The 13,270-nt window shown below is 65.2% G+C and carries 15 protein-coding genes; 13 read left to right on the forward strand and 2 right to left on the reverse strand.

Annotated features, from left to right (window positions below):
* Positions 1-3 precede the first annotated feature (3 nt).
* The 12 genes from catC to GQY20_RS15890 all read left to right on the forward strand — a co-directional run bounded on the left by catC (position 4) and on the right by GQY20_RS15890 (position 10,129).
* Entirely contained in the window at positions 4-294 is a 291-nt protein-coding gene (gene catC / locus GQY20_RS15835; protein ID WP_157218076.1) for a muconolactone Delta-isomerase, read from the forward strand.
* A 30-nt stretch (positions 295-324) separates the two neighbouring features.
* Positions 325-1,251, forward strand: a complete 927-nt coding sequence (catA, locus tag GQY20_RS15840) for a catechol 1,2-dioxygenase (protein ID WP_157218077.1) — start codon at positions 325-327, stop codon at positions 1,249-1,251.
* Positions 1,252-1,345: 94 nt separating this feature from the next.
* Positions 1,346-2,161 carry a 3-oxoadipate enol-lactonase gene (pcaD, locus tag GQY20_RS15845; RefSeq protein WP_157218078.1) on the forward strand — a complete coding sequence of 272 codons (816 nt, stop codon included), beginning with the start codon at positions 1,346-1,348 and terminating at the stop codon, positions 2,159-2,161.
* Positions 2,162-2,366: 205 nt separating this feature from the next.
* Positions 2,367-3,497 (forward strand): amidase, encoded by a 1,131-nt coding sequence (locus GQY20_RS15850; RefSeq protein WP_157218079.1) that lies wholly within the window; start codon positions 2,367-2,369, stop codon positions 3,495-3,497.
* Positions 3,497-4,669 (forward strand): acyl-CoA dehydrogenase family protein, encoded by a 1,173-nt coding sequence (locus tag GQY20_RS15855; protein WP_157218279.1) that lies wholly within the window; start codon positions 3,497-3,499, stop codon positions 4,667-4,669. The genes GQY20_RS15850 and GQY20_RS15855 overlap by 1 nt, the downstream gene beginning before the upstream one ends.
* Positions 4,670-4,682: 13 nt before the next feature.
* Positions 4,683-5,045 carry a hypothetical protein gene (locus GQY20_RS15860; protein ID WP_157218080.1) on the forward strand — a complete coding sequence of 121 codons (363 nt, stop codon included), beginning with the start codon at positions 4,683-4,685 and terminating at the stop codon, positions 5,043-5,045.
* Between the two features lie 187 nt (positions 5,046-5,232).
* Positions 5,233-5,790 (forward strand): nuclear transport factor 2 family protein, encoded by a 558-nt coding sequence (locus GQY20_RS15865; RefSeq protein ID WP_157218081.1) that lies wholly within the window; start codon positions 5,233-5,235, stop codon positions 5,788-5,790.
* Positions 5,783-7,048, forward strand: a complete 1,266-nt coding sequence (locus GQY20_RS15870) for an aromatic ring-hydroxylating oxygenase subunit alpha (protein WP_157218082.1) — start codon at positions 5,783-5,785, stop codon at positions 7,046-7,048. The genes GQY20_RS15865 and GQY20_RS15870 overlap by 8 nt, the downstream gene beginning before the upstream one ends.
* Positions 7,045-7,563, forward strand: coding sequence for an aromatic-ring-hydroxylating dioxygenase subunit beta (locus GQY20_RS15875; protein ID WP_157218083.1), 519 nt, complete (start codon positions 7,045-7,047; stop codon positions 7,561-7,563). The genes GQY20_RS15870 and GQY20_RS15875 overlap by 4 nt, the downstream gene beginning before the upstream one ends.
* Complete coding sequence (locus tag GQY20_RS15880) at positions 7,563-8,303, forward strand: SDR family NAD(P)-dependent oxidoreductase (protein ID WP_157218084.1); 741 nt, start codon at positions 7,563-7,565, stop codon at positions 8,301-8,303. Before GQY20_RS15875 ends, GQY20_RS15880 begins: the two co-directional genes overlap by 1 nt.
* A 102-nt stretch (positions 8,304-8,405) precedes the next feature.
* Entirely contained in the window at positions 8,406-8,750 is a 345-nt protein-coding gene (locus GQY20_RS15885; RefSeq protein ID WP_157218085.1) for a hypothetical protein, read from the forward strand.
* A gap of 239 nt (positions 8,751-8,989) precedes the next feature.
* Positions 8,990-10,129 (forward strand): phospholipase A, encoded by a 1,140-nt coding sequence (locus GQY20_RS15890; protein ID WP_232476077.1) that lies wholly within the window; start codon positions 8,990-8,992, stop codon positions 10,127-10,129.
* A 22-nt stretch (positions 10,130-10,151) separates the two neighbouring features.
* On the opposite strand, the gene GQY20_RS15895 is transcribed toward GQY20_RS15890, so the two are convergent.
* On the reverse strand, positions 10,152-10,469 hold the full coding sequence (locus tag GQY20_RS15895) for an antibiotic biosynthesis monooxygenase family protein (RefSeq protein WP_157218086.1): 318 nt from the start codon (positions 10,467-10,469) through the stop codon (positions 10,152-10,154).
* A 309-nt stretch (positions 10,470-10,778) separates the two neighbouring features.
* Here GQY20_RS15895 and GQY20_RS15900 point away from each other — a divergent pair, with 309 nt between their 5' ends.
* Positions 10,779-12,197 carry an FAD/NAD(P)-binding protein gene (locus GQY20_RS15900; protein ID WP_157218087.1) on the forward strand — a complete coding sequence of 473 codons (1,419 nt, stop codon included), beginning with the start codon at positions 10,779-10,781 and terminating at the stop codon, positions 12,195-12,197.
* Positions 12,198-12,239: 42 nt separating this feature from the next.
* Here GQY20_RS15900 and GQY20_RS15905 read toward each other — a convergent pair whose 3' ends face one another.
* On the reverse strand, positions 12,240-12,734 hold the full coding sequence (locus GQY20_RS15905; protein WP_157218088.1) for a MucR family transcriptional regulator: 495 nt from the start codon (positions 12,732-12,734) through the stop codon (positions 12,240-12,242).
* Between the last annotated feature and the right edge of the window lie 536 nt (positions 12,735-13,270).

The raw sequence follows: 13,270 nt of genomic DNA on the forward strand, positions 1-13,270 counted from the left end.
CCGATGCTGTTCCAGGTTGAAATGGATGTGAAGGTACCACTCGGCTTCGATACGGAAAAATTCGAGGCGCTGAAGCTGGCCGAGAAGATGCGTTTCCAGGAGCTGCAGCGCGCCGGCATCTGGCGCCACATCTGGCGGGTAGTGGGCCAATATGCGAACGTCAGTATCTTCGACGTTGCGAGCAATGCCGAGCTTCACGACATTCTGACCGGCTTGCCGCTCTATCCTTTCATGGACGTTCGCGTGACGGCGCTGTGCCGTCATCCCTCGTCCATCCACGACGACGACCGCTGAGACGGCTCACAATCTCAAGGAGAGATCTTCATGGCTTCTAGACTGGTTCAGACCCCGGAAATCCAAAAGCTGCTCGATCGCGTGAGCGGCCTCACCGTCGGGGGCGGCGATCCGCGCACCAAGCAGATCGTCCGGCGCATAGTTTCCGATCTCTATACGACGATCGACGAATTCGACATCACGCCGGACGAATTCTGGGGCACGCTGGGTTTCCTGCAGCAGGGCGCTATGGAGTTCGGCCTGATCGCGCCGGGCCTCGGCTTCGATCACTTCCTCGACATCCGCATGGACGAGGCGGACAAGGCCGCCGGCATCGAGGGCGGCACGCCGCGTACCATCGAGGGCCCGCTCTACGTGCCGGGCGCACCGCTTGCCAAGGGCTTCGCGCGGCTCGACGACGGCACGGACAAGGGTGAAGTGCTGGTCATGCACGGCCGCGTCACCGATCAGGACGGCCAGCCCGTCGCGGGCGCGATCGTGGACGTGTGGCACGCCAACACGCTGGGCAATTACAGCTATTTCGACAAATCCCAGACGGACTACAACAACCGTCGCCGGATCGAGACCGACGCCGAGGGCAAGTACAAATTCCACAGCATCGTGCCGTCAGGCTATGCCGTGCCGCCGCAGGGCACCACGGAGCGGCTGCTGGGTTCGGTCGGCCGTCACGGCAACCGGCCGGCGCATATCCACTTCTTCGTGTCCGCGCCCGGCTACCGCCATCTGACGACGCAGATCAACATCGCCGGCGATCCGTTCCTTTACGACGATTTCGCCCAGGCGACGCGCGAAGGCCTGATCCCCGATGTCGTCCGACACGAGGATGCCGAGGCGATCCGCGCCGAAGGGCTCAACACGCCGTTTGCGGAGATCGATTTCGGCTTCACGCTGGTGAAGGCCCGTTCGGAGGCGGAAGGCGAACTCCACGCCCGCCCGCGTGTCCCGCCGATAGCGTGATCACCTGAAGGCGAGCAAAACTCCAGACCTGATGCCGACGTTCGTCAGCATGAGGCTTTGGTGGGATGCTGCACCTCCTTCCCGAGGACCATCCATGACCGACACGATCCTCACCGGTGATGGTTGCCGTATCGCCTATCGTTTCGACGGACCGGCCGATGCACCGGTTCTTCTGCTGTCCAACTCGCTCGGCACCGCTATGGCGATGTGGGAACCGCAAATGGCCGCGCTGACCCGCGATTTTTGCGTGCTGCGCTATGACAGCCGCGGCCATGGCGCGTCCGATGCACCGACGGGCGCCTATTCGATCGACAGGCTCGGCCGCGACGTGGTCGAACTGCTCGATGCGCTGGCGATCGATCGCGTCACCTTCTGCGGTCTCTCCAAAGGCGGCATGGTCGGCCAGTGGATGGGGCTGCGAGCGTCAGAACGGCTTGACCGGCTGATCCTGTGCAACACCTCCTCCTATATGGGGCCGCCGAGCGGCTGGGACGCGCGCATCCGCACCGTGCTGGCGGACGGCATGGCTGCGATGACCGATGCCGTGCTCGAACGCTGGTTCACGCCCGAGTTTCAGGAACGGGCGCCGGATGCGGTCGCGCCCGTGCGGGCGATGCTGCTGGCCACCCGGCCGCATGGCTATGCCGGCTGCTGCGCGGCGATTCGCGACATGGACATGCGCCGCTATCTGCCATTGATCGCGACGCCGACGCTGGTGATCGCAGGCAGCCACGATCCGGCGACGCCGCTCGACCATTCCGAGGCGCTGGTCGAGGGAATCCCCGACGCAAGCCTCATCGTGCTGCCGGCGGCGCACCTCTCCAGCGTGGAGTGCGCGTCGGAGTTTACCGAGGCCGTGCGGGTGTTCCGCTGGCACAATCCCGTCCGCAGGGTGGTTGCATGTCATTAGAAACGCACGATTTTGAGAGTCCCAGCCTTCGCCGGAACGATGGTTGAAGACGCTCTCGCGCGATTTATCAAAAGTCTTGCAAAAGCTTCGACGAGGCACTCTGAAAGCCCTCCGTTTTTCGCATAAGAATAGTTGACTATTCACGTATCGTCGCTTAGCCCTTGGTCATCAGGCGACATGGATCGCCCGCAGAAGAGGCGTGTGGATGGACGCGATACTGGTTCAACCCCTCTCCCTGGGAGACCGCGACGGTCCGACCGTCGTGATCAAGGATTCGATCGACGTCGCCGGCACCGTCACTGGCTGCGGCAGCAAGGTGCTCGCCGATGAGCCACCCGCCGCGCGTCATGCGCTCGTGGTGCAGCGCCTGCTCGACGGCGGCGCGCATATCGTCGGCAAAGCCAATATGCACGAGTTCGCCTATGGCGTGACCGGCGTGAACGCTTTCCGGGGCACGGCGCGCAATCCGAAATATCCTGGCCGCATTCCCGGCGGCTCGTCCAGCGGCTCGGCTGCCGCGGTCGCCGCAGGCCTGGCCGAGATCGGCATCGGCACAGATACGGGCGGATCGGTTCGCGTTCCCGCAGCCTGCTGCGGGGTGTTCGGGCTGAAACCCAGCTTCGGGCGGCTGAGCCGCGTCGGCGTCGTGCCGGACGGCACCAGCCTCGACTGCGTCGGCCCTTTCGCCCGCGACATGGCGCACATCCTCGCGGCGATGACGATGATGGATCCGGATTTCACGGCCTTATCCCGTTCCGAAACGCCGCGGCTCGGTGTTGTGCCGGTGGAAGGTGATGCCGAGGTGCTGGCGACGGTCGCGACTGCATTGGAGCGCTCGGGCGCGGCGCAGCAGGCCGCCCCGCTGGCCTCCTTCGTTGCCGCCTATGAGGCAGGGCTGGCGATCATCGCCGCGGAGACCTTTGCAGCTTTCGGTCATTATGTCGACGATCCCGGGCTGGGCGAGGACGTCCGTGCGCGGTTGATCGGGGCGGGCAAGATAACGCCGGATGCGCTGACTGCCGCGGAAGCGGTGCGGGTGCGTTTCGCGCAGGAGGTGGACGCGGCGCTGGCCGAGGTCGATGCGCTCGTGCTGCCGACCTTGCCGATCCTGCCGCCCCGGTTGGAGGACGCAGCGGACGCAGCCGCGGTGATTCCGCTGACCCGGCTCGTCCGGCCGTTCAACCTGTCGGGTCATCCGGCGCTCACCATTCCGCTAGAGACGGCGTCGGGACTGCCTGTCGGCCTGCAGCTGATCGGGCGCCGGGGCGCGGACGAGGCGCTGTGCGCCATAGGCCAGTGGATGGCCGACCAACTCGGCATCGAAGGAGGAAGATGATGGCTGTCCTCGACGCGGTCGCGACACGTGAGGCGACCGCCGGACCCGATCGGGAAAAGGCGCTGGTGGCGCTGCTCGTCCAGGCGCGGGCGCGCCGGGCGGAATTCGGTGCGCAGCAGCAGATCAGCGCGGACGTGGTCGATCTGCTGCGCGAGGCCGGAGTCTACCGCGCGCTGGTCGCGCGGCGCTTCGGCGGGGACGAGATGAGCCCGTCCGATTTCCTGCGGCTGATCGAGCGTATCTCGATCGCCGACGGATCGACCGGCTGGGTGGCGAGCTTCGGCTTTTCGGCGGTCTATCTCTCCGCCCTGCCGGTCGCGACGCTGGAAAAAATGTACGCCGATGGACCGGACGTGATCTTCGCCGGCGGCATCTTCCCGCCGCAGAAGGCGGTGCCGGTAGACGGCGGGCTCGAGGTCTCGGGCCGCTGGAGCTGGGGCAGCGGCAGCACCGGCGCGGACCTGATCGGAGTCGGCATCAAGGTGGAGGGCGGCGGCTCGACCGGCGGCCTCCCGCTGATCGCCGTGATGCCGGCCGATAAGGTGCAGATCGCCCCCAATTGGGACGTGATCGGCCTCAAGGGCACGGGCAGCCACGATATGGTAGTCGATAAGGTCGTTGTGCCGGAGGAGTGGACCTTCGTGCGCGGCGGCGCCTCGAGCCTGGATACCCCGCTCTACCAATATCCGTCCATGCCGCTCGCGGCGCAGGTGCTGGCGGTCGTCGGCCTCGGTGTGGCGCGCGCGGCGATCGACGAGCTGATCGGCATCGCCGGCGGCCGCACCTCGATAACCGGCCAGCCGACCATGGCGGACCGTGCCTATGTCCAGTCCGATCTCGCCAAGGCGGAGGCGGCATTACGCTCGGCCCGTGCCTTCTTCTACGAGATCACCGACGAGGCCTATGCAACGCTCGTCGCTGGCGATCCGCTGTCGGTGGAGACGCGCGCGCTGCTGCGCCTCGCGTCTACCAATGCGGCGCGCGTCGGCGCGGACGTGGCGCAGACCGTCTATCGCCTGATGGGCACGACTGGCGTCTTCGCGTCGCATCCCATCGCCCAGTATCTGCAGGATGCGATGATCGTCCCGCAGCATGCCTTCCTGGCAGACAGCACCTGGCAGAATGCCGGCCGCGTGCTGCTTGGCCTCGATGCTCCCGCCGGCTTCCCCTGAGAGGATCTGACCCATGGCCACTGCCCCCCAAGCCAAGCTGCGCGTGCTGTTCTGCGGCGCCGTTCTCCAGAATTTCTTCGATCTGCCCGCAAGCGAGATCGGCGCGGTCTGGCAGGCGACCGGCGAGATGCTGAAGGGCATCCGCGACCTACCGGGCGTCGAGATCCTCGGTACGATCGACGACGATCAGACGATGGTCGGCACCTCGCCCAATGGCTGGCCCTGGACCTTCTACGTCCTCGCCGACGTGCCCGACCGGCAGACGGTGGTGGAGGCGTGCAACCTGTTCCGCACCATCGCGGTGGGCGAGTATCGGCTGTGGAAATATATGCGCGTCGAGGCGCGCATCGGCCGCGAGCTCGTGATCCCGCAATGATGGGGGTGGAATTAGTCCTCTCATCCTCCCCCAACGGGGGAGGGGGACCGCCCGGAGGGTGGTGGAGGGGCTCCCGCGCCGTCCCAACTGAGCGGCATCACATTCTTCACCCGACTTGCCCCTCCCCCGCGCTGCGCGCGGTCCCCCTCCCCCTTCGGGGGAGGATGAAGACAGGGGAGGGGAGACGATGAGCTTGTCCGACCTCGCTTCCGTCCTCGCTCGCCTCGATCGGCTGGAGGCGGAGAATGCCATCCGGCGGGTGATGGCCGATTATATGCGGCTGTGCGACCGGCTGGACGCGGAGACGCCGATGGACGCGCTCGGCGCGCTCTTCTGCCGCGATGCGCGGTGGGAGGGGCGGGGATCGCGCTATGCCTCCGCCTTCGGGCGGCACGAAGGGCGGGATGCGATCGTCGCGATGCTCGGGAGCTATCGAGGGCCGCCGCCGCATTTCACCTTCAACGCCCATTATCTCGCCTCGGAGACGATCGCGGTCGACGGCGAGCGGGCGGTGGGGCGCTGGATGATGCTGCAAGCCTCCACCTATGCCAGCGGCGCTTCCGACCTGCGCAGTGCGGAGCTCGAGATCGATTTCGCGCTGGAGGACGGCCTTTGGCGCATCGCGCATTTCCGAACGACCAACTTGTTCAGCCGACCGGTCGATCGCTGGGACGATCCCGCGCCCGTGCCGGTTCCTTCATCCGACAGCCCCCCTTCCGACAACCAAGGAGGCCGACATGACTGATGTCGCCGTTGAGGATTATGCCGCGCTGGTAAGGGACGATCGCGTCCACACCAGCCTTTATCGCGATGCCGCCATCTTCGAGGCGGAGATGGACCGGATCTTCAAGAATAGCTGGGTGTGGGTCGCCCATGCCAGCGAGATCGCGGACAGGAACAGTTACAAGACCAGCTATGTCGGCCGCCAGCCGGTGATCGTGACGCGCGACAAGGACGGGCAGGTGCATGTCCTGCTCAACCGTTGCCGCCATCGTGCCGCGAGCATCTGCGAAGCCAGGAAGGGCAAGTCGAGCGTGTTCGTCTGCCCCTATCATGGCTGGAGCTACAATGTGGACGGCAGCCTGCGGAAAGTGCCCTATGCCGAGGGCTATCGGGACGATTTCGACAAGGCGGAATTCTCGCTCGTCTCGCTCCGGACCGAAGACTATAACGGCATGATCTTCGCAACCTTCCGCGAGGACATCCAGCCGCTGGCCGAATATCTCGGCCCGGCACGCAAATGGATCGATCTGTTCATGAAGCAGGGCGCCGGATTCGGCGTCAAGGCGCTCGGCGAGCATCGCTTCCGTTTTCCGGGAAACTGGAAGATCCAGCTCGAGAACACCACCGACGCCTATCATTTCCCGATCGTCCACAAGACCTTCCTGAGCTCGCTCGACGAGGAGACGGAAAATCTCATGGACGTGCTCGGCCAGGGCGGCTGGGTGGAGGATCTCGGCAACGGCCACAGCGTGATGGTGATGATCCCCGATCTGATCGATCTGGAGGACAATCTCCACGCGCCGATCCCCGAGCGGTTCGCCGATCTCGCGGCCGAGCTGGCGGCGGAGGGCCATGCCGACGATCAGGTGCGCCGCATCGTGCGGGCCGTCGGCGGATCGGGCTTCAACCTCAACCTCTTTCCCAACGTCGCCTGCTCCATGGCCTTCTTCCGCGTGCTCCGGCCGATCTCGGTCGAGGAGACCGAGATCCAGCATATCGCGATCGGCATGGACGGCGGCCCGGAGGCGGGCAATCGCATGCGGATGCGACTGCACGAGCATTTCCAGGGGCCGATGGGCTTCGGCACGCCGGACGATGCGGAGGGCTGGGAACGCGTCCAGCGCGGCGCCCAGGCCGGCGACGATCTCTGGATCATGCTCAACCGCGGCGTCGAGGCGCCGGAGGGCCGCGCCGCGCCCGGGCATAATGCCGGCGACGTCAGCGCGGAGACCGGCATGCGCGCGGCCTATCAGATGTGGAAGAGGATGATGGCGGTATGACGACGCTGACCGAGACCCGAAACCCGGCATCCGCCGATCTCGCCCCGATCGGCCTCGTCGAGGCACAGGCTTTCGTCTGGGCCGAGGCGGAGCTGCTCGATCGTCACGATTATCTGCCCTGGCTCGCGCTGTGGACCGAGGACGGGCGCTACATCATCCCGATCGAGCGCGATGCGGACGATTATGCCGCCGTGCTCAACATCGCCTATGACGATGGCGAGATGCGCGAGGCGCGGGTGAAGCGGCTGCGCAGCGGCTTCTCCATGTCTTCCGCGCCGCCCGCGCGCACGGTGCGCACCGTCTCACGCTTCGTGGTGGAGACGAGCGAGCCCGGCGCTCTCGTCCTGCGCGCCGCGCAGATCATCGTCGAGTATAAATATACCCGCACGCGCACCCTGGCCGCGGATGTCACCTATCGTCTCGTGCGGGAGGGGGAGCGGCTGCTGCTCGATCGCAAGGTCGTCACGCTGATCAATTCGGACGATACGCTCCACGGCATAGGCTATCTATTCTGATGGCGGACACGGCCCTCGTCACCGGCGCCTCGCAGGGGCTCGGCGCCGCCATCGCCACGGCGCTCCACGCCGCCGGCTACCGCGTCGCGATCACCGACGTCGACGAGGCGGCGGCCGGCGCGCTCGCCGCGACGCTGGACCCCGCGGGCGAGACCGCGTTCGGCGCGCAGCTCGACGTTCGCGATCAGGCCGCGTTCGAGGCGGTATGCGATGCCATGATCGCGCGCTGGGGCTCGATCGAGCTGCTCGTCAACAATGCCGTGGTCACCGTGGTGAAGCCGGTGCTGGAAATTACGCCCGACGAGTTCGACGCGGTGCTGGCCGTCAATCTGCGCGGCACCTTCGTTGGCTGCCAGGTGCTCGGCCGCCATTTCAGGGAGCGCGGCTATGGGCGGATCGTCAACATCGCCTCGCTCGCCGGCCAGAATGGCGGATCGGCGACGGGCGCGCATTATGCCGCGTCGAAGGGCGGCGTGCTGACGCTCACCAAGGTGTTCGCACGCGATCTCGCACCGTTCGGCATCACCGTGAACGCCATCGCGCCGGGGCCGCTCGACCTGCCGTCGGTTCGTGCGCTGCTCTCGCCCGAGAAGCTGGAGGCGGTTAAGCAGACCATCCCCGTCGGCACGCTCGGCGATCCCGCCTTCATCGCCGACCTGGTGGTCAAGCTCGGCTCGCGCGAGGCGGGTTTCACCACCGGTGCGACCTGGGACGTCAACGGCGGCCTCTACATGCGCTGAACCTCTGCGGGGGATCGGTGGACGGCGCTCGCCATGGAACCGGCATCAGCTTCGGACGCTTTCGGCTGGACAGCCCGGTCTGGCCCGGAGCGGAGATGATGGATGGCCCATGCCGACGATATCGTGACCTGCAAGGGGCCGGACAGCGCCCATGCCTTCGATATCGTTCCGCTGCAGCCGCGCAACGGCGCGCTGGATGCGCGCTGCCCGGTCTGCGGTGGCCATGGGCAGTGGAATGTCGAGATCGATCTCGTCAGCTTCCGCTGCAAGCGGGCGATCTGCGATTATTGCTCCGGCTTCGGCTGGATCGAGACGGGCGAGGATCCCGTCGCCTTTCCCGACATCATCCTGGCGCCGGAGGGTTATCCGAAATGGATCATCCGCTACGAGCCGGCGGAACGTCGTGCCAACGGGGTTTGGCCGGCTGACACGGCGTCCGGGTCCTGACAGCGGCGGCCTTGATCGCCAAGTGCGGGCTTCGCGCCGGGATGGCGCAAGCACCCCATGCGACGCATCATGGATCGATGGTGGATCGCATCTGAGGAAAGCATCTGCTTTTGTCGGAGGCTAGGTTATCCGAGCGACGAGCAGCGAGAGAGAAAATGCGATTATATCCGGCAATCGCCCTTCTATCCGGCATGCTCATCGCCACGCAGGCGCACGGGCAGGCCGATAAAGGAGCCATCTTGGTTCGTGACATCCGGCCGGATCGAGATCCGTCCACCCTGATCGTCACCATCGTGATTCTCAATCCCGATCGCCGCGCGCGGGAGGGAGCACCGGATCGGCTGTCGGGCGAGCTCATCGTCTCCGGCCGGCGGATGGCGGTAACGATGGACCGGCTGAGCCCGGTGGCGCGCGAGCCGATCGCGCCGGGAGGCTTTGTCGAGACGTCCTATCGCCTGTCGCTTCCGGCCGATGGTGTGGGCGGTGAAGCGGCTACCCTCGCTCTCCCAGGTTTGACGGGCTTGGGCTACGCCTTTTCCCTGCCGGACGCTCCGATCCTGGCCGAGGAGCGGCGGCAACCAGAGCGCAGCCGGGCGCCGGCCCTGCCGGCCACCGATGGCAATGAAGCCACGAGGCGAGCGGCGAAGCCGAATCCGGGCAACGCCTATCTCGGCAATATTTCGGCCTATGCGCCGATATACGCGGTCTATGGCCCCGGTACCGACAGCGAGGCCAAGATCCAGATCAGCTTCAAATATCAGCTCTTCGGACGGGCGGGAGAGGTCGGCCGCGGCGCGCCGTTCCTCAACGGCATTCATTTCGGCTATACGCAACGGATGTTCTGGGATCTGGGGGCGGAGTCGTCACCTTTCCGCAACATCGATTATATGCCGGAGCTGTTCTACCTGGTGCCCCCGATCCCGCTGGGCGACCGGGTCGCGCTGGGCGGCCAGATCGGGTTTCGCCACGAATCCAACGGGCGTGACGGCGTGGCCTCGCGAAGCGCGAACACCCTCTATGTCCAGCCGGTCGCGACCATTCCGCTCGGCGGCTACACGCTGTCGCTGGGGCCGCATCTATCCTTCTATGTCGGCGATCTTTCGGACAATCCCGACATACGGCGCTATCGCGGCGCCACGTCGTTGTTCGCGGAGATCGGCCGCGACGATGGACTGCGCCTGACCACCAATGTCCGTTTCAACGCCTCGTCGGGCAAGGGCGCGATCGATGGGGAGCTTTCCTATCCGCTGGACCGGATCATCGACACGAGCCTCAATCTCTATCTCTTCGGCCAGGCTTTTGCAGGCTACGGGGAAAATCTGCTCGACTATGATCGGCGGACCACCCGGCTTCGTTTCGGCATCGGCATCGTTCGATAGGCAAGGGCGGGAAGGAGCGGCCTCAGCCGCCCTTCACCGTCTGAATGGATTCGAATCCCTCGAAGCGGGGATGGCCGAGATAGAGCGGTTTGTTCGAGCCGGCGTTCCTGTGCGCTTCGCGAAAGGCGTCGGAACGGGTCCACGCTTCGAAGTCGGCCCTTGAACGCCAGATGCTGTGCGAGGAATAGAGGGTATGATCGTCCTGCGGATCGCCGCGCAGGAGATGGAATTCGACAAAGCCCGGAACGCCGGCGAGATGCGTGTCGCGCGAGAGCCAGACTTCCTCGAACGCCTTCTCTTCTCCCCGAATGACCTGAAAGCGATTCATGGCGATGAACATCGGCGACCTCCGGCAGACAATGATTCCTGCGCTCGGCAATGCCTCAACGCACCCGTCGGCTCCAGAGTGGCATTTCGTCCGGGCGTCAACGATGCACGAGATAACGGAGGCGCGTTGCCCGGTGTTCGATTCCGGCCATCTTCAAGCACGGGCGCGATCGTCGGGAAACCGCCGGAAGCAGTATCCCTTAAGCGTCATCTTAATACCTATTAAAAACGTAGACTATATAGGACTTATCCCCTAGCACGTCCCGGTCCCGTCGGCGCGTTGCGGCGATGGCAGCGCAATTCAGAGAGGGAGAAGGATCGAATGCATCGGTCCGCTGGGCGTGCCGTCATCATCGGGGCGGGCTTTTCCGGCACGCTGCTGGCGGTCAACCTGCTGCGTCAAGGTTTTTCGGTCGGGCTGGTGGAGCGGAGCCACGCCTTTGGCAGGGGCATCGCCTATTCGACCAGCCATCCGGACCTGCTGCTCAACGTACGCGCCTCGAACATGAGCGCCTTTCCGGACGATGCCACGCATTTCTCCCGTTGGCTCGGCGCGCGCGACGGCGGAGCCCCGCAGGGATTCGCGTCCCGCGCGGAGTATGGCGACTATCTCGCCGCGCTGCTCGAAGAGGCAGAGCGTTCGGCCGTCGGTCGTCTCGCCACCTATCGATCGGCTGCGGTCGATGTCGATATCGCCGCCGACGGAACACAGGTGATGCTGGACGACGGTACGCTGATCGGAGCGGATGTCGTCATACTCGCGGTGGGCAACCTCTCTCCGCACGATCCGCCGGGGATCGATCCGACGATGATGCCTCCCGGTAGCTATGTGAAGGATCCCTGGGCGGCCGGCGCGGGCGAGGGCCTGTCGGATGGGCAAGCGGTCCTGGTGATGGGTACCGGCCTGTCGATGGTCGATACCGTGCTGATGCTGGATGCACGTGGCTTTCGCGGACGCATCGTGGCGCTATCCCGGCGTGGGCTGCTTCCGCTCGCTCATGCGGCTGAGCCCGGGCCGCAGCATGCTCCGCTGGCGGAGCGGCCGCGTGATACGGGCGCTGCGCTCCTACGCAGCGTGCGCCGGCGGGCGGCCGAAATCGGCTGGCGTGCGGCCGTCGACGAACTGCGTCCGCACACCCAGGCGATGTGGATAGCGGCCTCTCGCGTGGAGCAGGCCCGTTTTCTGCGCCATGTCAGGCCATGGTGGGACATTCATCGCCATCGGCTGGCACCGCGTATCGCCGATCGGATCGCGGCCCTCCGCGGCGCGGGCAGGCTGGAGGTCGTGGCGGGACGCCTGACCGGCGTGAGCGCCCATCCGCAGGGTGGCATCTCGATCGAATGGCGCGAGCGCGGCAGCGGTCGCACCGGCGGCGGGCGTTTTGGCAGGGTGGTGAACTGCACGGGGCCACGCGGGGACATAGTGCAGGCCAAGGAGCCGCTTCTGCGACTGCTGCTGGCGGCGGGCCACATCCGTCCGGATCCACATGGCCTCGGTATCGACGTCAATGCGGCAGGAGAGGCGATTGATGCGCGGGGGCGTGCCAATCCGCGCTTGTTCGTACTGGGGCCGATGACCCGCGGCGCCTTCTGGGAAATCGTGGCCGTGCCCGATATCCGGCAGCAGAGCGCCGCCGTTGCGCACTTGCTCTCCAAGCGGCATCACGAGTCGCTGCAACAACATGTACGCCCGGATTGGCCGGTGGAAGGTGTTGCTGCGCCGGCTGGTCCGGAGTGGTGAAACCAGGTGCAGCCGCCCATCGCCGGGCGGCTGCGCCTGCGCTCAGTTTCCGCTGAGATGCGCGGCGGCGGCAGCCTTCGCGTCGCTGGCGGTCTTCTTCGTGCGCGGCTTGCGGGCCGCTTTGGCCGGGGCCGGGGCGGGCTCGCTTGCCTTTGGTTTGCGGCCGAGACCGATCTTGATCGCCAGTGCCTTGCGCTGATCGGCATAGTTAGGCGCCACCATCGGATAGTCCGCCGGCAGCTTCCACTTCGCCCGATACTGATCCGGCGTCATCTGATAATGGGTCATCAGATGCCGCTTCAGCATCTTCAGCTTCTTCCCGTCTTCCAGGCAGACGATGTAATCGGGCTTCACCGATGAACGCACCGAGACGGCCGGAGCCAAAACCTCGGGCTCAGGCTCGGCCGGCTTGCCGAGGGCGGAGAGCGAAGCATGCACGCTGCTGATCAACGCGGGCAGGTCGGTCGTCGCCACGCTGTTCTTGCTCACATGCGCCGAAACGATGTCGACCGTCAGTGTGAGAAGGGTTTCGTCCATTTAATGAAGCTCCATCGAAGGGTAGGGGGAAGGCGCCGCTTCTGTCAGCGACCCAAGCTGAATGCAAGCAGAACGATGTGTCCGAATTGTGAACGAGAATCGCTTTCCTGCCGATCCCCGCGGACACGAAGAGCGGCGTGATCGAGTGCCCCCGAAAGTGCGGCGGCTGACATATCATTACGGATCTTAATTGCTTCTCCCTGCTACATCGATTTGAACATTGCGGGACTGCTGAAGAAGTGGCCAGGGCATTTGGCTTTTGCCATTGGGTCCAACTATCCTTCCCCGATCTGATTGCCGCATATCTGCTTCTCGCGACTGCGGAACGACAGTCAATCGGTTTGACGGAAGGACGCAGGGCAATATTTAAACGAATATTTTCGATCTTACAAAGGAGGATAGCAGCTTAATTCTCCGTCATATTGGTCGATATCCTCGGCGCTTTCATTCCGCTGTTATATTCGGCAGTCTTCATATCCGAAAAGCGCATATATTGGCAGCGGCGGATCGGTTTTGCGACGATGTGAAGTCGATCG

It is taken from the genome of Flavisphingomonas formosensis (assembly GCF_009755815.1).
In the GTDB taxonomy this organism is placed as follows: domain Bacteria; phylum Pseudomonadota; class Alphaproteobacteria; order Sphingomonadales; family Sphingomonadaceae; genus Flavisphingomonas; species Flavisphingomonas formosensis.

Coding starts and splice junctions, on each gene's coding strand:
- catC (WP_157218076.1), top strand. CDS start 4: ATGCTGTTCCAGGTTGAAATGGATGTGAAGGTACCACTCGGCTTCGAT.
- GQY20_RS15860 (WP_157218080.1), top strand. CDS start 4,683: ATGGCCACTGCCCCCCAAGCCAAGCTGCGCGTGCTGTTCTGCGGCGCC.
- catA (WP_157218077.1), top strand. CDS start 325: ATGGCTTCTAGACTGGTTCAGACCCCGGAAATCCAAAAGCTGCTCGAT.
- pcaD (WP_157218078.1), top strand. CDS start 1,346: ATGACCGACACGATCCTCACCGGTGATGGTTGCCGTATCGCCTATCGT.
- GQY20_RS15870 (WP_157218082.1), top strand. CDS start 5,783: ATGACTGATGTCGCCGTTGAGGATTATGCCGCGCTGGTAAGGGACGAT.
- GQY20_RS15885 (WP_157218085.1), top strand. CDS start 8,406: ATGGCCCATGCCGACGATATCGTGACCTGCAAGGGGCCGGACAGCGCC.
- GQY20_RS15875 (WP_157218083.1), top strand. CDS start 7,045: ATGACGACGCTGACCGAGACCCGAAACCCGGCATCCGCCGATCTCGCC.
- GQY20_RS15855 (WP_157218279.1), top strand. CDS start 3,497: ATGGCTGTCCTCGACGCGGTCGCGACACGTGAGGCGACCGCCGGACCC.
- GQY20_RS15900 (WP_157218087.1), top strand. CDS start 10,779: ATGCATCGGTCCGCTGGGCGTGCCGTCATCATCGGGGCGGGCTTTTCC.
- GQY20_RS15850 (WP_157218079.1), top strand. CDS start 2,367: ATGGACGCGATACTGGTTCAACCCCTCTCCCTGGGAGACCGCGACGGT.
- GQY20_RS15880 (WP_157218084.1), top strand. CDS start 7,563: ATGGCGGACACGGCCCTCGTCACCGGCGCCTCGCAGGGGCTCGGCGCC.
- GQY20_RS15865 (WP_157218081.1), top strand. CDS start 5,233: ATGAGCTTGTCCGACCTCGCTTCCGTCCTCGCTCGCCTCGATCGGCTG.
- GQY20_RS15895 (WP_157218086.1), bottom strand. CDS start 10,469: ATGTTCATCGCCATGAATCGCTTTCAGGTCATTCGGGGAGAAGAGAAG.
- GQY20_RS15905 (WP_157218088.1), bottom strand. CDS start 12,734: ATGGACGAAACCCTTCTCACACTGACGGTCGACATCGTTTCGGCGCAT.